This is a genomic window from Parahoeflea alexandrii (assembly GCF_027214025.1).
GTDB lineage: Bacteria > Pseudomonadota > Alphaproteobacteria > Rhizobiales > Rhizobiaceae > Hoeflea > Hoeflea alexandrii_A.
The window spans coordinates 14,190-40,496 of sequence record NZ_JAPWHB010000001.1 but is presented as its reverse complement, the minus strand read 5'-3'; the positions used below and the strand labels follow the sequence as shown (position 1 = coordinate 40,496).

Sequence of the window (26,307 nt, the reverse complement as noted above, 5' to 3'; positions counted from 1 at the left end):
CGCATCTTTGAATCAGGCCGCGCAAATGAAAAACGGGCCCCGGACCATCGATCCGGAACCCGTTGGCTTTTTTTCGAAACTGCCGGCCGCCTCTGCGCCCGTACCGTGCCATTCCCTACTGCAGGATCTGGCCCTAGTGCAGAATCTGGCTCAGGAACAGCTTGGTGCGCTCGTGCTGCGGGTTGTCGAAGAACTCGCCCGGCTCGTTCTGCTCGACTATCTGGCCCTGGTCCATGAAGATCACGCGGTTGGCGACCTGGCGCGCGAAACCCATTTCGTGGGTGACGCACAGCATGGTCATGCCTTCCTCGGCGAGACCCACCATGGTGTCGAGCACTTCCTTGATCATTTCCGGATCGAGCGCCGAAGTCGGCTCGTCAAACAGCATGATGCGCGGGTTCATGCATAGAGAGCGGGCAATCGCCACGCGCTGCTGCTGACCGCCGGATAGCTGGCCGGGATACTTGTTGGCCTGTTCCGGGATCTTCACCCGCTCCAGGTAGTGCATGGCGATTTCCTCGGCCTTCTTCTTCGGCATCTTGCGCACCCAGATCGGCGCTAGCGTGCAGTTCTCGAGGATGGTCAGGTGCGGGAACAGGTTGAAGTGCTGGAACACCATGCCGACTTCGCGGCGAACCTCGTCGATCTTCTTCAGATCGTTGGTCAGCTCGATGCCGTCGACAATGATCTTGCCCTTCTGGTGCTCTTCCAGCCGGTTGATGCAGCGGATCATGGTCGATTTGCCTGAACCGGAAGGTCCGGCGATGACGATCCGCTCGCCGCGCATGACCTTGAGGTTGATGTCGCGGAGAACGTGGAACTCGCCATACCACTTGTTCATGCCGATGAGCTCGATGGCCACATCGGTTTCCGAAACGGTCATTTTCGAAGGACCGGCGCCTTCTTTTGCTGCTGCGTTACTGTCAGCCATGGTTGTGTTCCCTTTTATCGTTTGTGGCCAGTGTCGAGACGCCGTTCCATATAGGCGGAATAGCGCGACATGCTGAAGCAGAAGATGAAGAAGACAAACGCGGCGAAGACGAAGCCGGTCGCCGGCGTTGCGGGTGAAATCCAGTTCTGGTCGTTCATGTTCTGCTGAACGATCCCGAGCAGATCGAACAAGCCGATGATCAGCACCAGGCTGGTGTCCTTGAACAGGCCGATGAAGGTGTTGACGATGCCCGGGATCACCAGCTTCAGCGCCTGCGGCATGATCACCAGCCGCGTGCCTTGCCAGAACGTCAGCGCCATGGCGTTGGCCGCCTCATACTGGCCCTTGGGAATGGCCTGCAATCCGCCGCGGATCACTTCGGCCATGTAGGCCGAGGAGAACAGCGCCACGCCGATCAGTGCCCTGAGCAGCTTGTCGAAAGAGACGCCGTCGGGAAGGAACAGCGGCAACATCACCGAGGACATGAACAACACCGTGATAAGCGGCACCCCGCGCCAGAACTCGATGAAGATGACGCTGAACATCTTGACGATCGGCATCTCGGACCGGCGCCCCAGCGCCAGCAGGATCCCGAGCGGAAACGAGACCACGATGCCGACGATGGCAACAACCAGCGTCACCAGCAACCCGCCCCAGAGCGGCGTCTCGACCGGTTCCAGCCCGAGTTGTCCCGTCAGCAGAATGAACGCCAGCACCGGAAAGACGACCAGCAGGTAAAGCGCATTCTCGCGCTTGTACGGCACCGAAGGAATGGCGATCGGCACCAAGCCGGCAATCAGCAGCAACCCCGAGAGGTTGACCCGCCAGCGCTCCTCAATCGGATAGCGCCCGTAGATGAACTGTCCGAACTTGGCCTCGACGAAGGCCCAACAGGCGCCGGTGCCCGGCGCAATACAGGCCTCCCGGCTTTCACCGGTCCAGACGGCGCTGATAAAGGCCCAGTCGATGATCGGTGGAACGATCCAGAGCAGAAACAGGAATGTCAGAATGGTCAGGACCGTGTCACGCGGCGTTGCGAACAGGTTTTCCTTGAGCCACCCGGCGACACCGCCGGTTAGGACCGGAGGCGCAGTCGCCGGGCTTTCCTCGGTGCGGACATAGGCAATTGAAGTCGGATGAGTAGCCATGGCTCAGCGCTCCACCAATGCGACACTGGAATTAAACCAGTTCATGAATGCCGATGTCAGCAGGGAAAGGGTGAGATAGACCAGCATGGTGATAGAGATCACCTCGACGGCCTGACCTGTCTGGTTCAGCACGGTGCCGCCGAAGATGGAGACCAGATCCGGATACCCGATCGCGACCGCCAGGGACGAGTTCTTGGTCAGGTTAAGATACTGGCTGGTGAGCGGCGGAATGATGACCCGCATCGCCTGCGGCACCACCACCAGGCGGCTGGTGAGGTTTGGCCTGAGCCCCAGCGCGAAAGCCGCTTCGGACTGCCCATGCGAAACCGCAAGGATGCCGGCACGGACAATCTCGGCGATGAACGAGGCCGTATAAAGCGACAACCCCAGCAGCAATGCCATGAACTCCGGCTGAATCACCCAGCCGCCGACCATGTTGAATCCCTGCAGGCTTGCATATTCAAGCGACAGCGGCATGCCTGTAACCAGATAGGTGATCAGCGGCAGGAAGATGAAGAGACCCAGTCCGGTCAGGAACACGGGAAACTGCTGGCCGGTGGCCATCTGGCGCTTCTTTGCCCAGCGGCCGATAAGGATCCAGGCGACCACCGCGACGATGAATGCATAAAGGATCAGCTGGGCGCCGCCTTCCGGTACGATGCGCGGCATGTACAGACCGCGATTGTTCAGATTGAACACGACTTCCGCACCCGGCTCGAGGCCGCCGGCTCTCGGCGATGGCAGGATCGAAAGCACCGCCTTGTACCAGAACAGCAGCTGCAGCAGCAGGGGGATGTTCCTTAGCGTCTCGACGTAGACCGTCGCGAATTTCTGCACCAGATAGTTCTTCGAAAGTCTCGCGAGCCCGACGACAAAACCGATCAGCGTGGCGAAGAAGATGCCGATAAAAGCCACGACCATCGTGTTCAGCAGGCCGACGAAAAACGCCCGCAGATAGGTGCTGTCGTTGGTGTAGGGAATGAAGGACTGGCCGATGTCAAAACCGGCACGTTCACCAAAAAAGCCGAGGCCGGAAGCGATCCCTGCCCGCGCCAGATTGTCGATGGCGTTGGTGACGCCCGAGTAAACCAAATAGATGACGGCGATGATCAGCAATGCCTGGAAAACCAGGCCGCGCGCCTTCGGGTCATTCATCAACGATACGCGACTGGAATCGCCAGCGTCAGCTGTGACGCCTTCCTGATGAGCCATGTCTGTCCCCAACTCTGTTGTCCGGACCTTCTGGCCGGATCATTAGATAACCTGTCGTCGTTGCGTCAGGCTTTTGCGGTGCGCCTCAAGCGACCGGAAAAAGCGGGCCCCGAATGGAGCCCGCTTCATCAGTATCAGAGCTTAGCGAAGCGGCGGTGCGTACTGCAGGCCACCCTTCGACCACAGCGCGTTCACGCCACGGCCAATTGCGAGCGGGGTCGATGCACCAACATTGCGTTCAAACACTTCGCCGTAGTTGCCGACCTGCTTGATCACATTGTAGGCCCAATCATTGCCCAGACCGATGGCTTCGCCGAAAGTGCCTTCCTTGCCGAGCAGACGCATCACGTTCGGGTCGGTAGAACCGAGCATTTCATCAGCATTGGCAGAGGTCACGCCCATTTCTTCGGCGTTGAGCATCGCGAAGTGAACCCACTTTACGATCGAGAACCACTGGTCGTCGCCCTGGCGGACCACAGGTCCCAGGGGCTCCTTCGAAATCACTTCAGGCAGAACCATGTGCTCATCCGGAGCCGACAGGCCGAGACGGATCGAATACAGGCCCGACTGGTCGGTGGTGTAAACGTCGCAACGGTTGGCGTCGTAGGCCGCATTCACTTCCTCAAGCTTTTCGAACACGACCGGATTGTAGGTCATGCCGTTGGCCTTGAAGTAGTCGGTGAGGTTCAGCTCGGTGGTGGTGCCGGTCTGCACGCAGACCGAAGCGCCAGACAGCTGCAAAGCGGAGTTCACGCCGAGCGACTTGCGCACCATGAAGCCTTGACCGTCGTAGTAGTTGACGCCGGCAAAGTTGAGACCCAGCTGGGTATCACGGCTCATGGTCCAGGTGGTGTTGCGCGAAAGCACATCAATTTCACCCGACTGAAGCGCGGTGAAACGCTCCTTGGCCGAAAGCGGGCTGTATTTTACAGCCTTTGCATCGCCGAATACTGCCGCGGCAACACCACGGCAGAGATCTACATCGAGACCCGACCAATCACCTGCGTCGTTCGGAGCGGAGAAGCCGGCGAGGCCGGTGGACACGCCGCACTGGACGAATCCCTTTGCCTTGACATCATCCAGCGTTGCAGCGGAAGCAGCCGTGGCTCCCAGGCCAGCAACGGCCGTGATGCCAACGACAGCCGACAAAATCTTATTGTTCATTTGATACAACCTTTTTTTCTGTTGCCCTGTTTTGGGTGCGGCAAAAGCGACAGGAGCCATTTTTATGCCCTCTGCCCGTATCTCCTTGCGCCCCTTTATACCATGCCGAAATCAGTCATGGGTCAAGTCTCACTTTCTCTAAAATTGTCAAATCAACCGTTTCGCATCACAAAACTGACTTGATCCTCCCGGCTCTATTCCGCTCTGGCGTACTATTCAAATATAGATCCAGGACAATTTTACACCTGAGGCGCCGGTGACGCTGGCACGCTTGTGGTCGCACCCAAGTCGCGTTAGACCTTCGATCCGAACGGCAATCGCCATGATTTAATTTCACAACGCGGATCCGGCATGAGCAAGAAAACCGACTTTTCGAAAGCAGGAATCAACACGCGCCTGGCCCATTCCGGCCATGATCCGCGCAGCTTCCACGGCTTCGTCAATCCACCTGTCGTGCATGCATCGACCGTGCTCTTCCCCGATTCGGCCACCATGGTGTCGCGTGATCAGAAATACACCTACGGCACCTATGGCACGCCCACGACCGATGCCCTGAACGCCGCCATGAATGAACTGGAAGGCTCGGAAGGCACCATCGCGCTACCTTCAGGCCTCGCCGCCGTGACGGTACCGTTCATGGCTGCGCTCAGCGCCGGTGATCATGTCCTGGTAGTGGATTCGGTCTATGCGCCTACCCGCAATTTCTGCGCCGGCATGCTGGCAAGATTTGGCATCGAAACCAGCTATTACGATCCGTCCATCGGCGCTGATATCGAAAGCCTCATGCGCCCCAACACCAAGCTCGTCCACACCGAAGCGCCGGGCTCCAACACGTTCGAAATGCAGGACATTCCGGCCATAGCCGAAGTTGCCCACACGCACGGCGCGCTGGTTTCGATGGACAACACCTGGGCGACGCCGTTGTTTTTCAAGCCATTGGACTACGGGGTCGACATATCCATTCATGCTGCGACCAAGTACCCTGCAGGCCATTCCGACATCCTGATCGGCACGGTATCGGCCAACAAGCAGGCCTGGCCCGCGCTCTGGAAAACCTTCACCATGCTCGGTGTGTGTGCCGCCCCCGACGACAGCTACATGACGCTGCGCGGATTACGCACCATGGGAGTAAGGCTGGCGCGCCATCAGGAAAGCGCTCTGACGATTGCCCGGGCTCTGGAAGACATGCCGGGCGTCGCAAGGGTTCTGCATCCGGCGCTCGAGAGCTTTCCCGGGCATGCCTTGTGGAAGCGCGATTTCTGCGGCTCCTCCGGCATCTTCTCGATCGTTCTGGATGTGGCGGACGCCAGCCGCCATCAGGCCAAGGCGCATGCTTTCCTCGACGCCCTGGAAATCTTCGGCCTGGGCTATTCCTGGGGTGGTTACGAAAGCCTCGCCGTCCACGCCAATCTTTCCGACAGGACCATTGCCCTGCCGCCCAAGGAAGGTCCGGTCATCCGGCTTCAGATCGGGTTGGAAGATGTGGAAGACCTGTTGGGCGACATCCAGCGCGGGCTCGAGGCCGCCAAATCGGCCTGATTGTTCCGTAGTCCAAGTCTGTTCCTGCCCTTGCTATGCAGGTAGGGAAACAATGAAGCGGGCCCCTTTCTCGAAGGACGTGTCGAGTTGTATGTCACCGTCATGGCTCTGCGCGATACGCCGGCACAGCGCGAGCCCTATGCCGGTGCCCGAATAGAGTTTCTCATCCAGGTGCAGACGTTGAAACACACCGAAAATCCGTTCTGAATGGGCTGGGTCGACCCCGATACCATTGTCTTCGACCGCAACTTTCACGCCACCCTCCACTGTCTTGGCATCCACGCGGATGGCCACGGACTGCCCTTCCTGGTGGTATTTGATCGAATTGGCAAACAGGTTCTGAAACAGCTGTGTCAGCAGGTGAAAATCCCCGCGCACGGCAATGTCGGCGTCGGAAACCAGCTCGGCGTCGGCTTCTTCGGCATTGACCGCAAGATTGTCCCACGCTGCGGTCACGACATCGGAAAGCCGTACCACTTCCGGATTGATCCGCTGATAGGCCAGCTGTGAATACGCAAGCAGGCTCGAGATCATGCGCTCCATGGAGTCGCTGCGTTCCGAGATATATCCCGAGAACGTTGCCAGTTCGTCGGTCTTGCCAGCCTCTACATCCTCGGCGATCATGTCGGCAAACAGCCGTATCTGCCGAAGCGGTGCCTTGAGGTCATGCGACACGATTCCGCTGAACTGCTCGAGCGCGTCATTGCGCAGTTCGAGCGCGCGGGATTGGCTCGCGATCCTGGTCTGCGCATCGCGGATCTCCGAGATGTCCCGTCCCACGGAAACCAGTTCGTCTGGCTCGTCATTCTCGAACACCATGAGATTTGACCACTGATACCAGAAGCCCTCTCCCGCCCCGTTCACCATCGGCTGTTCGCTGACCTTCAGAGGCCTTTCGGGTGAGAGGCTGGAGAGATGCAAGAGCAACTCCGCCTGCTCTTCCTCGGGCACAAAATCAAGAAACCTCCGCCCGATCATCTTGTCTGGAGGGAGACCGACAAAGCGAGCATAGTTGTCGTTGACATAGGTTAGCGTGGTGTCTGGCCTCGCCCGTGTGATGAAATCAGGGATATTCTGAACCAGCGTCTGGAACTCGTGTTCCCTGCGGGCAAGCGCGCGCTCGATCCCGCGTCGCTCTGTGATGTCTTCGGCAAAGGCGAGGATCACCGGATCGGGCATATTGTCCATCATTTCCAGCCGCACCCGGCAATCATAGGTGCTGCCATCCTTGCGCCGGTGGCAGGTCTCGGTGACGATCACCTTGCTCTCGCCCGAAACGATAGGAGCAATCCGTTCGGCGATCTCCATCGGACTGTGGCCAACATTGAGGTCGAGCGGATTCAGCGCCCGCAGTTCTTCCATGTTGTACTGAAGGTTGTCCCGCGCGGACTTGTTGGCGCTGATGATCCGTCCGTCCTTGACGGAGATCAGATACACCTCCTGTTTGACACCTTCGATGATCAGGCCGAGCTGTTCGGCCTCGGACCTTATCTTGCTCAGCGCCGTGACATCGGTTCTCACACCGACCCGGAAGTTTTCGTCGGTGATGCGTTCCTCCACCAGCATCGTCCTGTCCGGATTGATGTGCTGGATGAATGGCTCACCCGGGTTGTTGTGCCTCTCGAGCCTTTGCTGAAGCCATTCCTCCTGCGCTTCAGCGGTGTCTCCTGCATCAGGATATTGCCCATGCTCCAGGCCGTAGCGTAGAACGGATTCGAAGGTGTTGCCGATCTTGATGGCCGGTGCAGACAGGGAATAGATCTCCCGGTAGGCGTCATTGCACAACATCAGACGGTCCTGATCGTCATAGACAACAAAGCCCTCGGAGATCGTATCAAGTGCGGTATTGAGTATCGCTTCCGCCCGCAAGCGTTGCTCCTGCACCCTGTAGATCTCGCTGAGATCCCGAACCAGAGCAACCGATCCGAAGGTTTCGCCGTCCGCAAGTTCGATCCGGCTGACGGTCAATTCGCTTGGAAAGATTCTGCCATCCTTGCGCCTGAGATCGAGGCGCCGGTGAACAGACTTCACCTCCCGGCTCAGCGGATACAGCACATTGCCGATTTCATCGGCATCTTTGCTGGACGCGTAAAGGCCCACGGCATTCATCCCGACAAGCTCGTCTACCGTGTAACCGAACTTCTCTGCCGTGGCGGGATTTGCAGCCAGGATGCGACGGCTTGCGTCGACGACCAGCACCGGGTCCGGTAGCGTGTCATACAGGGCCTTGAGCATGTTTTCAGGTGACAGCGGCATGCGGTTAACAATCCAGGCACAACCCAAAAGGCTGGCTCACAGGTAGTCTTCGGAACAGGTTTCCGACAGTTGGTCTCGGGTATATTCCGCCACGACAAAGGCGATCACCGTAGCGTCGATCTCATCCTTGCCGATCTTGAAGTCGACACCGTAATCCCGAAAATCCTCAAAATACTTGCCGCTGATATCGGACGAGATAATTCCGATCGGACCGACGAAGCCTGCCTGCCGCAGCAGCGGCGCGGTCTCCCGGAAGTCGTTGTTGGGCACAAGACGATTGTCCAGGAAGACCATGTCCACCCCACCCGCCTTGACGAGATCCACCGCGGCCCCGATATCGGCGACGTAGTCCAGTTCGATCGATGTTTCGTTGGCCTTTTGCAGCTTGCGCTGCAACAGGACATGCTCGGCCGGATCGTCGTCAATCAGCAAAACCCTCAACTGCTTGCCGTCCTGTCTTGTGCTCATGGAAGGCCTCCCGCCCCCTACGCTATCAGGCCGCTGCGGATGGCCGACGCCACCATCTGTGCCCGGTTGACGACGTGCAGCTTGCGCAAAACGGCCGCGATATACGAATTGACCGTGTGCTCGGACAAAGCCAGAATGATGGCAATCTCAGCGGATGTCTTGCCCTCCGAGGTCCAGCGGACAATCTGTATTTCCCGATCGCTCAAACCGCTGATCGAATCCAGTGACAAGATCACCTCGAAGTAGCGCTGAAAAATCAAGGCGGCATCGAGCGCGATCAACGCCAGCGCCTGATGATCTTCCTTGGCGTCGCCTCCGACCATGATCAGACCGTAGCGCTTGCCCGTTGCCGCGTGGAGCGGAACAATGACAGCCGCGGTAGCACCGCTCGACAAAAGCACCCGGGAAGGCGGCTGCCGGATATCCATCAGGTAAGGCGCGGACGCCTTCTGCAGGTACTGCGCAACCGGATCGGCAGCGTCGATCACCTGATCTTTCGGATCGTCAAACCAGGACCCGGGGAAGTTATGCAGCGCGTGAACATGCTGGAGACTCAGCCCATGCTCTTCGCCCGCTATTTCCGTCAGGCCGAAATGGGAGAATCCGTTGCTTCCGGCCAGGGATTTGAACAGGCGGAAAAAGTCGACCCGGTTGACAGCGCGCTCCAGCTCAGGTCCCAAGTGTAAAGCGGTTTCCGTTACCAGCATGTCGTCACTTTCGAATCAGGTACATCTTTATATTACTAATGCCTCTAAAAGCATCGTATCACACAAGCACGCCCATAGAACATTTCAGCAAAGCGAAAAACACGACAGAGCCCGCGGCATTTTTGACAACCCGAACATGGGCTGTTCATACAGGGGAGAGCCGAACCAGCGTGAATAGTGTTTCCGGGCTGGACCCGCGTTTGATTGGCGACCCCTGCAGGATTCGAACCTGCGACCGTCGGCTTAGAAGGCCGGTGCTCTATCCAGCTGAGCTAAGGGGCCGGCTGCGTTTTGCCCTCGTCGACCGGGCAAATCACGATAGTTTCTAGTGGGTCCAGGGCTGGCGGCGGTCGAAACGGAAATTGTCGGAATAGGCCACCCGGCGGCGCTTGCTTTCCTTGGGCTCGGAAACCCGGAAGGCGATGCCGTTGCGCGTGGCATAGGCAATCGCCGCCTCACGCGTCTCGAACGTCATCCGGATCTGGCTCTTCATGTCCGCCGAAGATGTATAGCCCATCATCGGGTCAATGCTGCGGGGCTTTTCCTGCTCGAACTCCAAGACCCAGTCGAGGCTCTTGGCCTTTCCGGATTGCATGGCAGTCTTTGCGGGACGATAGATTTTCGCAGTCATGTCCCAATCCCTCTTCATGGCGGTTACCGCCCGGAAAGGCGGATCACGGCGCCCTGCTGCATCGCGTCCGTAGCCGGACGCCTAAAAATGGTCGGAGCGGAGAGATTCGAACTCCCGACCCTCTGGTCCCAAACCACCGACACGACCCAGTTTATAAGGCTTTCTGGTGTCCGAAAACCCCAGTTGATGTCCGTTCGTTCCCGTCAATTCCCACTGTTTCCTTGGCGGTGACTTGGCGGTAATAAAACAACAACTCGCGCTTGATGCCCGGATGCAGTCTGAGAGTCAAGCGGCTTTCTGCTCACCTGGTCTAGGCCTCCTTGAACGCTTCCTATTGAACGACTGATGCACCTCTGAGAACTCGCCAGGAATGAGATGTGAATAAACTTGGCGAATAATTTCAGGTGTCGTCGACATGTACTGAGCGACTGCTTCGATGGACACGCCATCGCGCAGGAGCATTGTGACAGCGGTGTGTTTGAGACTATGCCGATTCAATTCCTTGGCTCGCTCTTCGGACAGTACCTCATTCTTGAGAGTGTAAAAACCTTTGCGGCAATCGACAGGACGTCCTTGGTACTCGATGAGATATCGGCACCCTGGAGTTTTCCCGCTACCATGATGCCAGCGGCGCATCATCCTCAGAAGCCGCTCTGGGATAAGGATAGGATCGGCTCTTTTGTTAAGAGCCACCTGTTCATTCAACGCGGCTCTGTAGAAGATACCATTTTTGAGATCGATCCACGGCCGACCAGCCTCTTTCACAAATGACGCTTGTTGGATTCGAGAGGCTCGTGTTCCAGTCATCACGGCGACGAGCAGGAACTTAGCGATGTGAGCAGCTACGCGATTGTGATATGTGACCGTCTGCTGATCAGCCGTCTCGCCCCTCTCTTCGAGAAGTTCTTTGCGCCCTTCCCTCCACGAATGACGTCGTCTCATCGCCGCTTTGTACATAGCAATAAGCTCGTCAATCTCATAAATTTCTGCACGATTGGTCAAGCGTGCGGGCTGATAATAGTCTAACTGATTGTCGTATTTTTTCAATTGCCCCTGCCCTGAGCCGTAATTGATAATCGATTTAAGAAGGATCAGCTTATTGCGCACAACTGAAACCTTCTTGTCTTTCTGATACTCAATGGAATTTACTTTGTTGATCTCCGAGACAAACCGATCACCCCAGAATTCGTTGAGACAGGCGATCTGTGACAGATGTTCCCGACGTCTATCATCGCGCATAGCCGTGATCGCATCGACCTCAGCGTTCATGTAGAACAGGATGAGATCACCGATCTTCACATGCTCGGCTTCCACGCTTACGGCCTTATCGACCTTCTGCCCTTTCTTGATAGCGAAGGCGGCAACGCTGTATTCATGGAACTTCAGCTTTGCGGCTTCGTACGCTTCTGCATACTCAGAATCATCGCCGAAACCGCATCCTGTCGCAGTTTGCTTTCCTTCATCGTCGATGAAGAACGTTCCTCGGTGTGTGAGCTTCCCGTCTTCGTACCGAGCGGCACGACAGCGGAGGACTGGGCCCTGTTTTTGCTTTGGCTTCGACATGCTTCAATCCAATCTTTCAGGGCTGCTTTTGTGACGTGAAAATTCTTGTTAATTTTGACGACCTCCAGATCGCCGCTTGCGATGGCAGCGTAGATCGCCTTCCTCGAAACCGTGCCGATTGTCGAGAAATCGTGATTGACGGTCAGGCTGCCGCCGAGTTCAGGAAGATAGACAACGAGTGGCAGCGCGATGAGATCATCGTCTCCGTACCCACGCGGCATAGAGCCACTGACGATTTCATCGATCTCTGATTTGAACTTGTCGAACCCTTGATCGAACTTGAGAATGTCTTCCTCAATGCAAGCGATGAGCTTCCCCATCTCATCGAGAATGTTGTCATCATCCATGCGCTCCACCTCTCATAACCCTAGTTCAGTGGCGGTAGAAAGCGCGTCGTGAGTTCTCTTGTCAACACGATATCTGCAACCGGTACGTTTTTTAGGACGGCCGCTTGGGACTGTTGCAGAAATGTCGATGATGTAGGAATATCAGATAGATGGATGAAGTCTTGAATTGTTGGATTGCATTTTACCTATCGAAATTTAATTCAAGAATTCAACTATGCCGCGTGCAAAACGAGTTCTTGAATTAGGGCGTCAAAAATCGAGTGACGTCGTATATTCCCGACACGGTTCGCACATGCGATTACCTGGGCCTTCTGAACCAAAAGTCGTCTCGCACCGCAGACATGGACGCATTTTAATAGCTATGATTGGTCGCGTAGATTTCCGATTAATAGACGCCAGCTTCGTTTTTATTGACTCAATTGATCGCCCAAAATGCTCAGAGAGCTGACGTAAAGTCACACCCTTGATGCGCATTGCATCAAGCTCAGCAGTCTCAGCTTCCGAACAATATACCTGACCGTTCGCCGACACATTAAGCACATCACACATCGACCTTTTTCCAAAACCGAGACGTGACGTTCTAGTCTGCACGGAGGTCTCCGACCTACCAAGTTCAGCGGAGATATCCTTGATCGTTCGATTGGCTTTCCATAGCGCCAGGAGCCTAGCATCCATGTCTCTATTCCAAGTGCGCCTGCGTGCTTCATTCATCTGTCTGATCTCAACAATTTTAATGAGATTAGTATGATTCAATAGCCCTGCCCGCGCTAATCCAGACTGAATATTTAATTCAAAAAGACAAGGGATTTCCATACCTTAATTGTGTAGTTAAGTCCTCATAACTACACTAAGGAGACGTCGATCCTTGGTTTACAGCTCGTCGCCAGGATCAGGTTCGACATCAGGGGCGCGGTCGAGGATTGCCAGTGCCGCATCAACATCGCCGCGTGTCGCCCGCATTTTCAAATTTTCAGTCTCTAAAATTCCTCTTGTCAGATATGCGAATGTCCTCGGCGTGAAGTCGACATCCGGCACATCGACACCGACATCCCTGCTCCGACCGACACCCGGGAGCCGTCCATGGCTGTGTCCGTAGAAGTGAAAGCTTCCGTGATGCGATGACGGCCATGTGCGTGCAGCGTAGTGCGAAAGCCAGAGGTCATGCCCGCCGTCTTTTGTGCGCAGACCGTGTTCAGGGCGGCTCTCCCATGCCAGTGCCGCCAAGGTCGGATGCAAGGCACCTTTTTTGTCAACGTCATGATTGCCAATGACAAGGTACTTCCTGCCGTTGAGCCGACTGAAAAGTGAGCGGATGCGATCCGTCTCATGAAGTCGCGCAGCAAAATCACCGAGATGGAAAACGATGTCGTCACGCCCGACGACATCGTTCCAGCAGGTGACCATCCATTCGTCATGATCATGGATATCCGTGAACGGTCTTGGCTGCATATCGAGCATACGCTGATGCCCGAAATGCGTGTCGCTGATGTAGTGTTTGTTGACGAAGCTCATGACCAATCACCCGAAATTCATGGCTGGTTGAGGAACCTCGAGCCTTGAGTACACGAAAGACCCTGGCAGCCTTGTCCGCTGCACAAGCTCGGAGATCAGAAGCTCGACGACGTCGCGCCGTTCTTCGAGAATCTCACGCGCCCGCACCAGCTGCTCCTGAAGAAGGTCCTCTACTCGTCCGCTGAGACGCGGGTCATACATCCGAAGACGAGACAGACTCTCGGGATCGCGGAGACCAGCGGAGGAAAGCGTGTCACCCATACCGACCGCTGACAGCGCAAATGTCGCAGTAGTTGTGACTTCTACAAGATCGGCGATGACACCGTCACCATGCGACCCAAAAATCATCTGCTCACAAGCCATTGCGCCCAGACCTGCGCAAATCCTGTCGGCGATTTTTTGCTGATCTTGGCGCTGCCCCGGATCGATTTGGAAAACGCAACTTCCTGCGATTTGGTCGCCTGAATTCGGGACATATTGGTCTTCAATAAAAACCTCGACGAGCGGCGCGTAATCCAAAGCAACGCCGACAACGGCATGGCCAATCTCGTGAACACCGATACGATTCATCTGATCATCGTCGCGGCGGATGCGCTTAGGAAGACATGCATTCACATGCCTATACTCCACGGTGATGCGCTCACGACGAGCAAGCCGACGAGCGTCACGAGCCAACCTCGAAAGATCAGCGCCTGACATGCCTTTTGTTTTAGTCCTGAAAGGCCTCATGTCGAGGTCATATTCAGACTGGAGGTAGCCTTTCAGGATAGCCATCCGTGCCTCATCGTCGGGCAACTGGATTTCAATGTGCCGATCAAGACGTCCAGGACGACAGGCCGCTGGGTCAACAATTTGAGGGTTGTTGCAAGCACCGATAACAACGACACCATCACGGCCAATGCTACCATCAAGTTCCTCGAGAAGCCCATTTACGATGCCTCGATTGTAAGCGAGATTATCTTTATCGCCCTCGCCGTCGCGATCCATGAAGTTGTCGATTTCGTCGATAAGAAGTACGCAGGGAGCCTGCTCGCGGGCTTTTGAAAATGCCAGGCGCATGGCTTTCAGACAGTCGCCTTGATGACCATGTGCCTGCCAAGAGGCATAGCTGCCAACGATAAATGCCATGCCACATGTGCGCGCCAGAGCGGACGCGAATGTCGTTTTGCCGCATCCTGGAGGACCCGAAAGCAGAAGCCCATTGTCGACATCTGCCCAACTGATGATGCCGTTCTTGTAGTCGGCGATATCCTGCGCCAGCTCGAGACCCCAAGTCTGCGCTTCACCATAGCCATGCATATCTTCGAGCCGAGGGCCATCACTGACCTTCGGCTTCTCAATAGCATCGATGATAGCCTGAGACCGTTCCTGTGACCGCTTGAATGATTTGAAGATGGCTCGCGGATTGCGGCCGGCACGGACGACAATACGCCTCCAACGTGCGGGCATTGACACCAGATCGGTGGCTTCTTCGATAGAGAGCTTGCGGCCGACAGCAATATGGAACGCTCTCTGCATGTAGGACACCGAGAGCGTGTCGATGCGTACAACAGCATCGGCAGCAGAGACAGATGGATGTGCTACAAACGTGTCAGCAAGCTCAGCAGTCACAAGAAGGACGGTTTTGAGACGACCAAGACTGCATCCTTCAAGGCCTTGATCCGCACCAGTCGGTGTCATCACAAAATCGGCGCGGTTGTCAGAGCGACGCATTTCATTCTGCCAATCATCTGTGACGACATCAGAATGACTCAAGATTTCATCGACTTCATGTTTCCACTCGCCGAGGTCAGCGTTCGGTGGCAACACGATCACGACAATGAATTTGCGTGAGCGGAGGAAGGGCTTGAGAGCGCGATTGAGATGGAGATCGGCGAGCGCACGCTCGAGAGTGGGGCGAGTAGACATTGGGAGACTCCTGCGAAATAGATAGCGGTCGCCCGAGGGGGCGGTTTAGGCAGCTATCTGGGCTATTCGCAGTGCGTTCATGTTCGTGGTCTCTTTTGTTGTCTGCTCAACTATGCCGCGTGTGTTCGGCTCAGTCAACGCGGCATCCGGGTGTTCGGTTAACGAAAGCCGATCGGATCAGAAAGCGATTTCACAATCATCGACGTCTTCGAAAATTTCAGGCGCTCTCTCTGGCTCGTATGCCTCTGGCGTAATGTAGGCGTAGTCGGCCGCCATGGTGACGTCATCATCTGATTCATACTCAGACTCGACGATGCGGACGATGACAGCAGGCTCCGTTTTCATGAAAGTCTTGGGCGGAGGTGGTGCGACGTCAGGTGCTTTCACGATCCCGAATTCAACGAACCCACGCTTATCTATCCAACGTTCGAAGACGGATTCAACTCCATGCTTCTCGATGCTTTCTAGGAATGACGGGGCGTCGAGACCAATCAAGCCCTTATTGTAGTTCGTTGCACCCCAGACGTCCGTCCGCCAGAGGTCGGAAATAAGCTTTGTAGGCTTGCCAAGCAATGTCGACGCCTGGCGAAGTGAGGTAATGCGTGGGTATTGGTTATCCTTGAGCGGCAAAGCCTTACGGTCAACGACCTTTTTGTACTCTGCTGCTGGAAGATCAGCAGGTGCGACTTCCCGAAGACGACGAGCCGAGGAGCCGACGGTGATAAGGAAATTGTCACTGAATTCGTCAGGAACAAGGCAGTCAAAACCAAAGCGTTTGTGCAGTTTTCCAAGCGCATTGATTTGAGCCAAGGCTTCACTGACGACAGTGACAACGTGAAGTTTACGGAAGCACGTTGTCGGATAGGAAAGCTGACCTGCTAGGCTTTTATAGCTGACGTCCCATGCTGGGCGTGCTTCAAAATTCTGACACGCGATATAGGAAAGACGGATGTACAACATCACCGCATACTTGCTGGTCAGGCGTGGCAGAGCGTTGATGTCGACCCATGCGTAGTCTTTGGAAACGAGTACCGCTTCACGAACGATTGTAGGCAGTTCATAGTGGACGACATCAGTTCCCTTGCGGGCTGTATCAGCGTCAAATTCTGAGATATTGATGAGTCGTGTCTGCTGCCGACGAGTGCCGCCGAGATTGAAGTCATATCTTACCGTCGCCCGATTAAGGTGTTCAAGGCATGTCACAACACGGGCAATGCTTTTAATGCCGAGGTAGCGGGCAATCGCGCCCAATGTGATGGAATGCGTGTCTTTCTCGATCGCCTGAAAGCGGGCGTTCCCGAACAAGAGCCAGTAGACTGCCAGGTCAGTTGACCTCAGATATTCCGAGTCCACGAAACGCATCGTCCGCACGATCGAGCGGGGGATTTCAATGCGAGGACTGGTTTTCTCATTCGTGAAGACGGTTTCAGCAATCCAATCCGCAGCCGCAATACCCTTACGTTCTGAGCCACGCACAGCAAGCGCCGCCGGCGCAGAATTAATGTGAGTAATTCCGTCGTGGCATTTCAGAATTGGTTTGAAGAACTTTGCTCTCATAAATTAACTATGTCTGTCGGCGGAGATATTAACAAGTACAGTAACAGGCAATAACTAATTATTTGTGATATCGCCTTTTGTCGTATGGTTTTTCGCGACATGTCTTAGGGGGGTATGAACTAACCTAGAGCTATCCCCTGAATGAAACTGAAAACTTATAAATCTATTTGGAATTTCTCTATTTTATAGAAGACTACCGATTACTACAAGAGAACAATTTGGGGTTCTCGGAATGTCCGTGTTGGGGGTTCTCCAAGCTCCGCATATTCAAGAAAGAGAACGGGGCGCTGCGCTGGATTTTTGTCTTTGATCGTCACCAGAATTTGGTCTTTCAACTAGCCATCAGCATCCCAAAAAAGAAAACATCAAGGTGTCTCGAACAGATAGCCTTTATGTTTTCCTTGGGTTCATCTGTTGTCTTCAATGGGTTCTGATTACGAAGTCCCGCCGATATCGGTTTCATGAAAAGGAAGACTTGGATATCTCTTGGGCGGAGCGTCGAAGACCGCCAGTGCGCGCCGAGGTTTCCAAAATTGTTTCTACATGTAGAAATTTAAGCTAACTATATTTTTTAGCGAAACAATCATAACCGCGATACAAATAAATATAAATTTTTCGCTTTCTAGAAATTTATATTGAGGTTTTCATTTATATACACACTTTCGGGAGAACATCATATGTCAAAATTTTATATGGAAAAGGATCACTTTTATCTAGGCATAATTTGTCACTTGTACAAATGCGTTGATATTGCTGACCTAGTCGGATGCTCTGTAGTAAGAGTAGCCGACCGTGAGAAAGCGCCGCTTGCACGACGTGCAGAGCTAGGTGCCGTAGTCGCCTGGCTTAAAGAGGCCGTCAGAAACGATGAACCGTGGCTAAAGAATGTAGACTCAAGCGGGCGGCCGATCAGACTCATGCAAATCAGAAAATTTAGCCAGCTTGTATATCTGGCACGTCAACGAGAGTTTTCATTTTAGTTTCTACATGTAGAAACAGAAATCGGCGGGAGACGACCATGAAAACAACATCACTTGAAATCAGAATGCTCGATCAGCTCATCGGAAAGTCAACACGCCAGCGGACGGCAGCGCCCACGGTCGGCATCAATGACATGACCGATGCCGAATTCCGTGCTTACAAAAGCAAACTCCAAGCTGACCGCCGTGCGAAGGTCAAGGCCGACGCCGCAAAAGGCTCACTACCGTTTGACGCTGAGACGACAAGGCAGGCTCTTGCAGACGCAGCCATTGCCATCCTCGCCAGCGACGGACCAGGTGCTGACGCGATCCGCGCATATCTGTCGTCGGTCTTCGTTGAGAAAACTGGTGTACCGTTCACCGTGACCGCCAGAGCGAAGGCTGGAGAACTCAAGGTGAAGCTTCCTACATCACGTTAAGTCGCAAAAGGGACGCTTATGTCTCATATAAATAGCATAAGAGCCTCTTACGTCTCATATATGTCCGCTCAAATCGCCTAAGCCCGCCGTGTTGTCCGTGAGGATCGCATAAGGTGTGCTTTGTTCCTTGCGTCGTACGACGGCAGAATTCCCGTTGTGATGTCACGTAGTGATGATTGGGAGTCAAAGAGATGCCGAGGACTGCAAGAGACGAAAAGAACAAGGGACTTATTGCTACACGCCGTTGGAGAGCCGATCTGAAGGGCGCTCGTTGTCCTGAAGTTCATGCTGTCGACACCGCGCTTGCTGCTGCTGTTACGGTCTACAGACACACTGCGGAGCAAGCTAAATCCGCCAAAGATGTCGGCCGTGTCACCGCACTGGAGAGCATGGCGATCAACTATCTAGTATCCTCTGGGTATTCTGCGCGGATGGCTGAGAGAAAGGTCAAGCGTCGTGTTCATCGGCTTGATGCTGACACGCTTGTTCCAATGGTCAACACGAAGAAATAATTTCCGCATTCTCCCCCCGTTACTCCGTAAATAGAAAACGGGATTCCATAGTTTCACGCAGTGATCCAATTTGCGCCGACGGTGGTGGCTTGCATCGATGTCTCGCATTGTTTTCTCAACTGGAGACATTTAAATCCGACAATTTCCGGCAACGGCGATAATTATTTTGGCGAAGCCATTGCGGTTGAGAAATATTGTTCTATGTGCGACTGACCGATAAAAAAGGACAACAAAATGGCAGAGCAAGAGACAATTTTTGGACCTTCAAATCATTCACTCGAAGCACAAGCGGCTGATTTTTTCTTGTCTCACTTTGCGCAGAAGCCGCTCCACTCCATTCAAAATTACCTGGACCGAGGTCATTTGAATCTCTGTATCATCGACTGGCATAGAGCAAAAAAACAACGCGCCGAAACCGAGCGCGGATTTTATATCTCTGAAGATGTTGATATTGGATCAGTTACTGATCTTGTCTTGGAACACACAATGGGCTGGTCGGCACGCAAATTCAAAGAGTTTCCGTTTATTGACGAATTTCCTTTCTAAATATATTTATACTTTTGTATTCCAGATCATGTAATTTGGCCTGCCCCCAAGGGGTTGTAAGGCGCGGCTACTCGTGGGACATCCAGTTTGTTGACAATAGCTTTTCTGAGTGCTTCGTAATGCGTCTTTCCGCTGTGCGCGCCGTGCGGTCTGTGGAAGTTGTAGAAGCGCTCCCATTCGTCCAGCTTGGCTTCGAGATCGACATCACCTTTGTAGCTGAGCAATTGATAGAACTTCTGCCCGTCTGAGCGGTGTGATCATTCCTCCTTGCCGTTCAACTGCGTCGTGCCGCGCTTGATGGAGCTGTGACGGAGGCCGAGATCCTCGACGTGCCAGTGGAACTTCGCTTGGAACTCATGGCCGTTATCGGTTCTAAACTGGCAGATACGGAACGGGAATGTTCCGATGACATGATTCACACAGTCTATGGCGTTGGCCTGGGTGTGCGTTTCATAGATCTTTAGCGCCCTGACGCGCGTGGCGTCGTCGATTGCCGTGCATTGTAAACGACGCGCCTTCTTGCCTTCTTTTCCGATGAACGTCAGAAACGTAACATCCATCTGGATGTGGTGACCTGGAACTTGCTTCTGATAGCGCTTGGTATGGACTGGACCTTGCGTATGCGGGTGCCGCGAGGAAGACGGCTCAATCCATGCCTGCACAGAATGCGTGAAACCGTCGCGTCAGACATCCTGATGCCGTGATAACGTGCCAAATACCAAACGATCCTCATTGGATCGAGATGGTATTGCGACAAAGATAAAGCACCTATTCTTCGCGCTCAGGCGGCATCTTGTTGGCGTGCCATTTGGGGATGGGCGGTGCATTGATCAGGCCAGCTTCTCAACGCTCTGCGCAGGCATTGCGCCAACCGTAGAAACTGGCGCGGCCAATCCCAAAATACCGACATCCCTATTAAAAAAGAGGGATAGGAAAACTTGACATTAAACATGCTAATGCGCATATGCGCATTAGCAAATACATTTAGGTAGACTGATGCCCCATTCTTTGACGATTATGAACGCTCTTGCAGAATCCACGCGGTTCGAAGCCATCAAGATTTTGTTCGATGGCGGAGAGCACTGTGTCTGCGAGTTAATGGAAAGACTGGACGCATCTCAATCCAGAATGTCCCGGCATATGGCGACATTAAAGGCGGCAGGCCTTGTTATCGACAGGCGTGATGCACAATGGGTGCGCTATAGGCTCAATCCGGCCCTGTCTGGAGCTGTTCGAAAGCTTATCGAAGCTGCATTAGTTGTCGCCGAATTGACTGAAAATGAAAGGGCTGCAGCATGACCATAAATACGGAATTCGTGGCCGAGGGGCCGAAGAAAAATTCCGCGTTGGTCTGGACAGTAGGCGTCATACTTTGCGCGATTATTTGGTGGTTGGTTTACGGCCAACTGATTCCATTTTCCGAGAGTATTGTTTCGCTCGTGCCGATTGAGCGGAATAGTCATCTTGGCGAAGCGCTTGTTTTCTTTTTCTACGACACTCCGAAAGTCATGATGTTGCTTACACTTATCGTATTTGCGATGGGCGTAGTGCGCAGTTTCTTTTCACCTGAAAAGACCCGGGCCCTTCTTTCGGGCAAACGCGAGGGCGCAGGCAATGTGATGTCTGCCAGTCTTGGCATTCTCACGCCCTTTTGTTCCTGTTCGGCGGTGCCGCTGTTTATCGGGTTTGTTTCTGCTGGCGTGCCGCTTGGCGTGACGTTCTCTTTTCTAATTGCCGCTCCAATGGTCAACGAAGTTGCGTTGATCTTGCTGTTCGGTCTTGTTGGCTGGCAAGTGGCGGCTGTTTATCTGGTATTCGGCCTTTCCATTGCTATTGTCGCCGGTTGGGTCATTGGCCGCCTCCATCTGGAAGGCTGGTTGCAGGATTGGGTACGTGACATCCATTCCGGCGCTTCGGTCCCTGCAGCTGTTGTTGATGAACAACTATCTCTGGTTGATCGCTATAAGCTCGGCATCGAAGCGGTTCGCGAAATCTTCGGCAGAGTCTGGGTGTGGATTATTTTGGGCATTGGCATGGGCGCTGCCATTCACGGATATGTGCCCGAAGATTTGATGGCCAGCATCATGGGTGCCGATGCCTGGTGGTCCGTCCCCGCAGCTGTTGTGCTTGGCATCCCCATGTATACCAACGCGGCAGGCGTTATCCCAATTGTTGAAGCTCTGCTTGGCAAAGGAGCTGCCCTCGGAACGGTTCTGGCATTCATGATGAGCGTGATTGCGCTGTCGCTGCCGGAAATGATCATCTTGCGTCAGGTTCTGACGCTCAAACTCATCGCCGTATTTATCGGTGTGGTCGGAATCGGCATTCTTGCCGTCGGCTTCCTGTTCAATCTGATATTTTGAGGAATGACACAATGAAACAAGTAAAAGTATATGGCCCCGGCTGCAAACGCTGCGAAACTACCGAAAAAATGATCAAGGATGTAGCGTCAAGACTGGGTGTCGACGTCGAAGTGGACAAAGTCACGGACATGGCGCAAATCGCCAAGGCGGGGGTTATGTCCACCCCGGGTATCGCAGTTGATGGGAAGCTGGTTCACGCGGGCGGTTTACCTGATGAAACAAAACTCGAAGCGTGGCTCAAATGATGAGAACGATCCCTCATATTGCTTTTTACCTTGCTCTGCTCACGGCGGTTGGCACAGCCGACGCGGCGTCATTCGTCAAAATACTTGAGATTCAGAAGGTGACAGAGAACGTATATGCTTTGGTTGGCCCAAAGGAACAAAGAGACGTCGGGAACCTTGCGAACAACGCCACGTTCGGCGTTGTCGTCACAAATGAAGGCGTTGTTCTAATGGATCCCGGCGGCAGTTGGAAAGGAGCGCAAGCAATACATGAGGCGATCAAATCGATTACGGATAAACCTGTAAAATTCGTCGTCGATACGGGAGGTCAGGATCATCGCTGGCTGGGCAATGCATATTGGGCTGCTCAGGGGGCTACAATCATCGCATCTGAGGATGCGGTAGCAGACCACAAGGAACGCGGGTCTCTCCAACTAACCGCGCTTAAAAACTTCCTTGGAAAACAGATGGAGGGGACAGAGCCAGTCTATGCTGATGTGAAATTTGAAGACGGATACACATTTGAACTCGGCGGCATTGAGTTTCAGATAAAGCATCCCGGTCAGGCACATACTCCCGGCGACAGTTTTGTCTGGGTTCCGTCCAAGAAAGCGGTTTTTACCGGAGACATTGTTTATGTGGAGCGGATTCTCGGCGTTGGTTCACAATCTAATGCCAAAAGCTGGATCGCCGCATTTGAAGCGATGGCTGCACTTCTTCCAGAGCACGTAGTGCCCGGTCACGGTCACGCGACTACTTTGGAAAAAGCGAAGGCTGATACCTATGCGTATCTTATCAACCTGCGAGAAAAAATCGCTAAACATATCGATGCTGGCGGCGACATGATTGGCTCGGTGGAAATAGATCAATCCGATTTCTCATATCTCGACCAATTCGAATCTTTGGCAAAGCGAAATGCCCAACAGGTCTATTCGGAAATGGAATGGGAATGATCATGCTTGAATATCATGTAACAGCACACCGCATTGATGCGCACGGAAGTCAGGCAGAAACAAAAGAAGCTTCAATCATACTCGATACAGACATGCAGGGGCGGCCAGATGCCTTCAATCCTGCCGAGTTGTTTCTGGCTTCCATTGCGGCCTGCATGATCAAGGGCATCGAGCGCGTGACGCCGATCCTCGACTTTCATCTGCTCGGCGTCGAAGTCACGCTCCATGGCATCCGGCAGGACAGCCCGCCCAAAATGGTGTCCGTCACCTACGAGTTGATTGTTGACACCACCGAGACCGACCAGCGGCTCGACTTGCTGCATAAAAATGTCCGCAAATATGGGACGATCTCCAACACCATAGCCGAAGCCACGAACCTTCGAGGAACGATCCGTCGAAAGGAGTGAGGTTGCCTCGCGGCCTTCTCCTGGCGAAACGTCCTCCCGAAAGAAAGACCTCACGCCCATGACGAAGTTTGATGCAAGCAATCTGCAACTCGATCTTCCTGTCGTCCTTCCGAATATTCCAGATGAACATGATGCCTGCGTCGATCGATTGGTCGCAGACCTGGCCGAGCGCGAAGGCATGTCGAAGGTCCATGTCCTTGCCGCTGCCGAAGGTCAACCAGCCAAGCTTTGCATTCACTACGATCCCGGGATCATCAGCCTTGCCAGGATCATGGAGGTTGCTGAGAGTTCCGGTGCCCGACTAACCGAACAATTTGGTCATGTCCTCTGGGAGGTGAACGGCATCCAAAATGCGAGCCGTGCCCGTACGGTCACGGACTATCTGCATCAGATGCCGGGTGTGCTGGAAGCCGTGGCCAATGTTGCCGGCCCAGTGCGGATCGAGTTCGACAGGTCGGTGACATCTGAAACGACCCTCCGCAGGGGATTGGAAGACTTGGGCGTCATCTTCCCTTCGACCCAGCCAGCACCGACTGTCGACCATGTTGAGGAAGGTGACGAACACGACCACGGGGGCATCTTTGGCCGCAACACAGAGCTGATCTTTGCCTTGATCTGCGGCGGCTTTCTCGTAGCGGGTTTTGCGTCATCGTTCGTGGTGTCGATACCGATATGGATTCCGCTCGCCCTTTATGTCGCCGCCTATGGATTTGGTGGGTATTACCTTCTTCGAGAAGCAATCGAGTCATTGCTTGTCGGTCGCTTCGAGATCGATTTCCTGATGCTGGTTGCGGCGGCAGGTGCGGCGGTTCTCGGCCAATGGGCCGAGGGAGCCCTGCTTCTTTTCCTGTTTAGCATCGGGCATGGGTTGGAGCATTACGCGATGGGCCGTGCGCGCCATGCCATTGCCGCACTTGCGAATCTCACGCCACCAACTGCCGAGGTAAAGCGAGACGGCAAAATCCACGAAGTGCGTGTGGCCGAACTGGTTGTGGGCGATGTCGTTGTCGTCCGACCGAATTCGCGCATTCCATCCGATGGGTTCGTGACCCTTGGGACGAGCAGTGTCGATCAGGCCCCCGTGACGGGCGAGAGCGTTCCGGTGGACAAATGGGCGGTGAGCGATATTACCGGAGCCGCATCAATGGCAAGCGAACTCTCAGCCGAGTTCCGCGTCTATGCAGGCACGATCAATGGCGGCGGAGCCCTTGAAGTTCAGGTCAGTAAGCTGGCCAAGGACAGCACGCTCGCCCGCCTCGTACAGATGGTTGGCGAGGCCGAAACCCAGAAATCACCCACACAACGCTTTACCGATCGCTTCGAACGCATCTTCGTTCCGGTCGTCCTGGTGTCAGTTGGTCTTCTGCTGTTCGCATGGCTTGTTATCGATGAGCCGTTCAGCGCCAGCTTCTATCGGGCCATGGCGGTTCTAGTGGCCGCAAGCCCCTGCGCACTCGCCATCTCCACTCCGAGCGCGGTGCTTGCGGGTGTCGCGAGAGCCGCACGTGGTGGGGTCCTGGTCAAGGGTGGTGGCCCGCTCGAAAACCTTGGCACGCTCGGTGCCATCGCCTTTGACAAGACCGGGACGCTGACGGAAGGAAAGCCACAGGTGACCAATGTCATTGCGGCTTCCGGCGTCACGGAGCAGGAATTGCTTGCGGTCGCGGTCGCTGTCGAAGCACTCAGCGATCATCCCTTGGCAGCGGCTTTGGTTCGCGATGGAACCGAACGGCTTGGTGGCCACACGACCTTGGCTGCTGCCGACAAGCTTCAAAGTATCACCGGACGTGGCCTTGTTGCGGAGATAGAGGGCGAAAAGGTTTATGTCGGCAAGGCCGCCCTTTTTGCCGAGATAGAAGGATCACCAATTCCTGCCGATGTGGCGGAGGATTCGGAGAGCCTTGAAAGGCAGGGACGCACCACAATGATCGTGCGCAAGGCCGATCGTTACCTGGGGGTAATCGGCCTCATGGACAAACCGCGCGCCTCGGCTGCAGGCGTGATCAAAAGACTCCGCTCACTCGGCATTACACGTATGGTGATGATTTCCGGCGACAACAGCCGTGTCGCCGATGCCGTCGCGAAAGAGGTCGGCCTTGACCAGGCAATGGGCGACCTGATGCCAGAAGACAAGGTAACGACCATCAAGCAGCTGCGGTCGGAGCAACCGGTCGCAATGGTGGGCGATGGTGTCAATGATGCACCTGCCATGGCCAATGCAACAGTCGGGATCGCGATGGGGGCAGCCGGTTCCGACGTGGCACTTGAGACTGCCGACGTAGCGTTGATGGGTGACGCTCTGGAGCGCCTGCCATTCGTCATTGGCCTGAGCCGCAGGACCAGCCGGACGATCAAGCAGAATCTCTGGATCAGCCTTGGCATGGTCGCCATTCTGGTTCCCGCCACATTGCTCGGGCTTCAGCTCGGCGCGGCGGTTCTCTTCCATGAAGGCTCGACGGTCCTCGTCGTAATCAATGCTTTGCGCCTGCTCGCCTATAAGGATCAAAGCGGACAGTATATCGCGGCTGCGGCCTCAAATGCCCCTATTGCGACTGCCTGTCGCTCAGCAAGCGCTGGGCCGAGCGGGCTGGACCGTGGCCCAGATTGAGCGGTTCGAGATCAACGAAGCCTTCCCCGCAATCGTGCTGGCAGTGCTGCGCGAACTTGACCTGTCCGAAGACATGGTAATGGCCCCGATCGGGGCCATTACCATGTCGGCCCCACAGCCCCACAGCCCCACAACTGGCCTGGTTTTACTCCGCCACACTGGCCTACTTTTGCTCCGCCGTTGACACGGGCTGACGCGTGGCATCGTTACGCTGTGTATCGGAGGGGGACAGGGTATCGCCTTGGCGGTTGAAATGCTTGGGTGACGCGGTGGGTGACATGTCGGATGGGGTGGAGCGCACGGTCAACTTCCGGTCAGCATTGGTGCAAACATTAGCGCTGGTGGTCTAGGT

General features: G+C 54.7%; 24 protein-coding genes, 1 tRNA gene and 1 pseudogene. 11 read left to right on the top strand and 15 right to left on the bottom strand.

What is annotated here, in order from left to right; translation table 11 throughout:
* Positions 1 to 133 precede the first annotated feature (133 nt).
* From O4H62_RS00200 to O4H62_RS00185, 4 genes are all read right to left on the bottom strand, one after another.
* Entirely contained in the window at positions 134 to 931 is a 798-nt protein-coding gene (locus tag O4H62_RS00200) for an amino acid ABC transporter ATP-binding protein (protein WP_269385018.1), read from the bottom strand.
* Between the two features lie 14 nt (positions 932 to 945).
* Positions 946 to 2,079 carry an amino acid ABC transporter permease gene (locus O4H62_RS00195; RefSeq protein WP_269385017.1) on the bottom strand — a complete coding sequence of 378 codons (1,134 nt, stop codon included), beginning with the start codon at positions 2,077 to 2,079 and terminating at the stop codon, positions 946 to 948.
* A 3-nt stretch (positions 2,080 to 2,082) separates the two neighbouring features.
* Complete coding sequence (locus O4H62_RS00190) at positions 2,083 to 3,291, bottom strand: amino acid ABC transporter permease (RefSeq protein ID WP_269385015.1); 1,209 nt, start codon at positions 3,289 to 3,291, stop codon at positions 2,083 to 2,085.
* A gap of 141 nt (positions 3,292 to 3,432) precedes the next feature.
* Entirely contained in the window at positions 3,433 to 4,455 is a 1,023-nt protein-coding gene (locus O4H62_RS00185; protein WP_269386250.1) for an amino acid ABC transporter substrate-binding protein, read from the bottom strand.
* A 351-nt stretch (positions 4,456 to 4,806) separates the two neighbouring features.
* On the opposite strand from O4H62_RS00185, the gene O4H62_RS00180 reads away from it, so the two are divergent.
* Positions 4,807 to 5,994: a cystathionine beta-lyase gene (locus O4H62_RS00180; RefSeq protein WP_269385014.1), complete on the top strand. Its 1,188-nt coding sequence runs from the start codon at positions 4,807 to 4,809 to the stop codon at positions 5,992 to 5,994.
* Between the two features lie 33 nt (positions 5,995 to 6,027).
* Here the strand turns inward: O4H62_RS00180 and O4H62_RS00175 are convergent, their stop codons facing one another.
* The 10 genes from O4H62_RS00175 to O4H62_RS00130 all read right to left on the bottom strand — a co-directional run bounded on the left by O4H62_RS00175 (position 6,028) and on the right by O4H62_RS00130 (position 16,943).
* Complete coding sequence (locus O4H62_RS00175; protein ID WP_269385013.1) at positions 6,028 to 8,250, bottom strand: PAS domain S-box protein; 2,223 nt, start codon at positions 8,248 to 8,250, stop codon at positions 6,028 to 6,030.
* A gap of 36 nt (positions 8,251 to 8,286) precedes the next feature.
* Positions 8,287 to 8,718: a response regulator gene (locus O4H62_RS00170; protein WP_269385011.1), complete on the bottom strand. Its 432-nt coding sequence runs from the start codon at positions 8,716 to 8,718 to the stop codon at positions 8,287 to 8,289.
* Positions 8,719 to 8,735: 17 nt separating this feature from the next.
* Positions 8,736 to 9,425, bottom strand: coding sequence for a helix-turn-helix transcriptional regulator (locus O4H62_RS00165; protein WP_269385009.1), 690 nt, complete (start codon positions 9,423 to 9,425; stop codon positions 8,736 to 8,738).
* Between the two features lie 205 nt (positions 9,426 to 9,630).
* Positions 9,631 to 9,707, bottom strand: a tRNA-Arg gene (locus tag O4H62_RS00160).
* Positions 9,708 to 9,750: 43 nt separating this feature from the next.
* Entirely contained in the window at positions 9,751 to 10,056 is a 306-nt protein-coding gene (locus tag O4H62_RS00155; protein ID WP_269385007.1) for an ETC complex I subunit, read from the bottom strand.
* Positions 10,057 to 10,341: 285 nt separating this feature from the next.
* The gene (locus O4H62_RS00150) at positions 10,342 to 11,370 is read right to left on the bottom strand and encodes a hypothetical protein (RefSeq protein ID WP_269385005.1); all 1,029 of its coding nucleotides are present in this window, start codon (positions 11,368 to 11,370) and stop codon (positions 10,342 to 10,344) included.
* Positions 11,371 to 11,438: 68 nt separating this feature from the next.
* Positions 11,439 to 11,966, bottom strand: a complete 528-nt coding sequence (locus tag O4H62_RS00145; RefSeq protein WP_269385003.1) for a helix-turn-helix domain-containing protein — start codon at positions 11,964 to 11,966, stop codon at positions 11,439 to 11,441.
* Between the two features lie 870 nt (positions 11,967 to 12,836).
* Positions 12,837 to 13,478 carry a hypothetical protein gene (locus O4H62_RS00140; protein ID WP_269385001.1) on the bottom strand — a complete coding sequence of 214 codons (642 nt, stop codon included), beginning with the start codon at positions 13,476 to 13,478 and terminating at the stop codon, positions 12,837 to 12,839.
* 6 nt (positions 13,479 to 13,484) lie between these two features.
* On the bottom strand, positions 13,485 to 15,386 hold the full coding sequence (locus O4H62_RS00135; RefSeq protein WP_269384998.1) for an AAA family ATPase: 1,902 nt from the start codon (positions 15,384 to 15,386) through the stop codon (positions 13,485 to 13,487).
* Positions 15,387 to 15,563: 177 nt separating this feature from the next.
* On the bottom strand, positions 15,564 to 16,943 hold the full coding sequence (locus O4H62_RS00130; protein ID WP_269384996.1) for a hypothetical protein: 1,380 nt from the start codon (positions 16,941 to 16,943) through the stop codon (positions 15,564 to 15,566).
* A gap of 1,018 nt (positions 16,944 to 17,961) precedes the next feature.
* Here O4H62_RS00130 and O4H62_RS00125 point away from each other — a divergent pair.
* The 3 genes from O4H62_RS00125 (at position 17,962) to O4H62_RS00115 (ending at position 19,400) form a co-directional block, all read left to right on the top strand.
* On the top strand, positions 17,962 to 18,342 hold the full coding sequence (locus O4H62_RS00125) for a hypothetical protein (protein WP_269384994.1): 381 nt from the start codon (positions 17,962 to 17,964) through the stop codon (positions 18,340 to 18,342).
* A gap of 191 nt (positions 18,343 to 18,533) precedes the next feature.
* Positions 18,534 to 18,854 (top strand): hypothetical protein, encoded by a 321-nt coding sequence (locus O4H62_RS00120; protein ID WP_269384991.1) that lies wholly within the window; start codon positions 18,534 to 18,536, stop codon positions 18,852 to 18,854.
* Between the two features lie 234 nt (positions 18,855 to 19,088).
* The gene (locus tag O4H62_RS00115; RefSeq protein ID WP_269384989.1) at positions 19,089 to 19,400 is read left to right on the top strand and encodes a hypothetical protein; all 312 of its coding nucleotides are present in this window, start codon (positions 19,089 to 19,091) and stop codon (positions 19,398 to 19,400) included.
* Between the two features lie 95 nt (positions 19,401 to 19,495).
* Here O4H62_RS00115 and O4H62_RS00110 read toward each other — a convergent pair.
* Positions 19,496 to 20,309, bottom strand: a pseudogene (locus O4H62_RS00110) (integrase core domain-containing protein); the annotation flags it as partial.
* Between the two features lie 87 nt (positions 20,310 to 20,396).
* On the opposite strand from O4H62_RS00110, the gene O4H62_RS00105 reads away from it, so the two are divergent.
* Genes O4H62_RS00105 through O4H62_RS26470 form a run of 7 tightly spaced genes read left to right on the top strand, consistent with a single transcriptional unit; the run spans position 20,397 to position 26,139 of the window.
* On the top strand, positions 20,397 to 20,699 hold the full coding sequence (locus O4H62_RS00105; RefSeq protein ID WP_269384987.1) for an ArsR/SmtB family transcription factor: 303 nt from the start codon (positions 20,397 to 20,399) through the stop codon (positions 20,697 to 20,699).
* Complete coding sequence (locus O4H62_RS00100) at positions 20,696 to 21,763, top strand: permease (protein ID WP_269384985.1); 1,068 nt, start codon at positions 20,696 to 20,698, stop codon at positions 21,761 to 21,763. Before O4H62_RS00105 ends, O4H62_RS00100 begins: the two co-directional genes overlap by 4 nt.
* A gap of 11 nt (positions 21,764 to 21,774) precedes the next feature.
* Entirely contained in the window at positions 21,775 to 22,008 is a 234-nt protein-coding gene (locus tag O4H62_RS00095) for a thioredoxin family protein (protein WP_269384983.1), read from the top strand.
* Entirely contained in the window at positions 22,005 to 22,940 is a 936-nt protein-coding gene (locus tag O4H62_RS00090) for an MBL fold metallo-hydrolase (protein WP_269384981.1), read from the top strand. The genes O4H62_RS00095 and O4H62_RS00090 overlap by 4 nt, the downstream gene beginning before the upstream one ends.
* Before the next feature lie 2 nt (positions 22,941 to 22,942).
* Positions 22,943 to 23,347 carry an OsmC family protein gene (locus O4H62_RS00085; RefSeq protein ID WP_269386249.1) on the top strand — a complete coding sequence of 135 codons (405 nt, stop codon included), beginning with the start codon at positions 22,943 to 22,945 and terminating at the stop codon, positions 23,345 to 23,347.
* A gap of 58 nt (positions 23,348 to 23,405) precedes the next feature.
* A complete protein-coding gene (locus O4H62_RS00080; RefSeq protein ID WP_269384979.1) occupies positions 23,406 to 25,955 on the top strand; it encodes a heavy metal translocating P-type ATPase in 2,550 nt (849 codons plus the stop codon).
* Entirely contained in the window at positions 25,885 to 26,139 is a 255-nt protein-coding gene (locus O4H62_RS26470) for a hypothetical protein (RefSeq protein WP_430538351.1), read from the top strand. Before O4H62_RS00080 ends, O4H62_RS26470 begins: the two co-directional genes overlap by 71 nt.
* Positions 26,140 to 26,307 lie beyond the last annotated feature (168 nt).

Excerpts from the sequence above, each read along its gene's own strand:
- O4H62_RS00120 (WP_269384991.1), top strand. The coding sequence starts at position 18,534 with ATGCCGAGGACTGCAAGAGACGAAAAGAACAAGGGACTTATTGCTACA.
- O4H62_RS00155 (WP_269385007.1), bottom strand. The coding sequence starts at position 10,056 with ATGACTGCGAAAATCTATCGTCCCGCAAAGACTGCCATGCAATCCGGA.
- O4H62_RS00080 (WP_269384979.1), top strand. The coding sequence starts at position 23,406 with ATGACGAAGTTTGATGCAAGCAATCTGCAACTCGATCTTCCTGTCGTC.
- O4H62_RS00085 (WP_269386249.1), top strand. The coding sequence starts at position 22,943 with ATGCTTGAATATCATGTAACAGCACACCGCATTGATGCGCACGGAAGT.
- O4H62_RS00115 (WP_269384989.1), top strand. The coding sequence starts at position 19,089 with ATGGCAGAGCAAGAGACAATTTTTGGACCTTCAAATCATTCACTCGAA.
- O4H62_RS00180 (WP_269385014.1), top strand. The coding sequence starts at position 4,807 with ATGAGCAAGAAAACCGACTTTTCGAAAGCAGGAATCAACACGCGCCTG.
- O4H62_RS00105 (WP_269384987.1), top strand. The coding sequence starts at position 20,397 with ATGCCCCATTCTTTGACGATTATGAACGCTCTTGCAGAATCCACGCGG.
- O4H62_RS00175 (WP_269385013.1), bottom strand. The coding sequence starts at position 8,250 with ATGCCGCTGTCACCTGAAAACATGCTCAAGGCCCTGTATGACACGCTA.
- O4H62_RS00170 (WP_269385011.1), bottom strand. The coding sequence starts at position 8,718 with ATGAGCACAAGACAGGACGGCAAGCAGTTGAGGGTTTTGCTGATTGAC.
- O4H62_RS00135 (WP_269384998.1), bottom strand. The coding sequence starts at position 15,386 with ATGTCTACTCGCCCCACTCTCGAGCGTGCGCTCGCCGATCTCCATCTC.
- O4H62_RS00165 (WP_269385009.1), bottom strand. The coding sequence starts at position 9,425 with ATGCTGGTAACGGAAACCGCTTTACACTTGGGACCTGAGCTGGAGCGC.
- O4H62_RS00100 (WP_269384985.1), top strand. The coding sequence starts at position 20,696 with ATGACCATAAATACGGAATTCGTGGCCGAGGGGCCGAAGAAAAATTCC.
- O4H62_RS00190 (WP_269385015.1), bottom strand. The coding sequence starts at position 3,291 with ATGGCTCATCAGGAAGGCGTCACAGCTGACGCTGGCGATTCCAGTCGC.
- O4H62_RS00140 (WP_269385001.1), bottom strand. The coding sequence starts at position 13,478 with ATGAGCTTCGTCAACAAACACTACATCAGCGACACGCATTTCGGGCAT.
- O4H62_RS00195 (WP_269385017.1), bottom strand. The coding sequence starts at position 2,079 with ATGGCTACTCATCCGACTTCAATTGCCTATGTCCGCACCGAGGAAAGC.
- O4H62_RS00200 (WP_269385018.1), bottom strand. The coding sequence starts at position 931 with ATGGCTGACAGTAACGCAGCAGCAAAAGAAGGCGCCGGTCCTTCGAAA.
- O4H62_RS00125 (WP_269384994.1), top strand. The coding sequence starts at position 17,962 with ATGAAAACAACATCACTTGAAATCAGAATGCTCGATCAGCTCATCGGA.
- O4H62_RS00185 (WP_269386250.1), bottom strand. The coding sequence starts at position 4,455 with ATGAACAATAAGATTTTGTCGGCTGTCGTTGGCATCACGGCCGTTGCT.
- O4H62_RS00090 (WP_269384981.1), top strand. The coding sequence starts at position 22,005 with ATGATGAGAACGATCCCTCATATTGCTTTTTACCTTGCTCTGCTCACG.
- O4H62_RS00095 (WP_269384983.1), top strand. The coding sequence starts at position 21,775 with ATGAAACAAGTAAAAGTATATGGCCCCGGCTGCAAACGCTGCGAAACT.
- O4H62_RS00130 (WP_269384996.1), bottom strand. The coding sequence starts at position 16,943 with ATGAGAGCAAAGTTCTTCAAACCAATTCTGAAATGCCACGACGGAATT.
- O4H62_RS00145 (WP_269385003.1), bottom strand. The coding sequence starts at position 11,966 with ATGGATGATGACAACATTCTCGATGAGATGGGGAAGCTCATCGCTTGC.
- O4H62_RS26470 (WP_430538351.1), top strand. The coding sequence starts at position 25,885 with ATGCCCCTATTGCGACTGCCTGTCGCTCAGCAAGCGCTGGGCCGAGCG.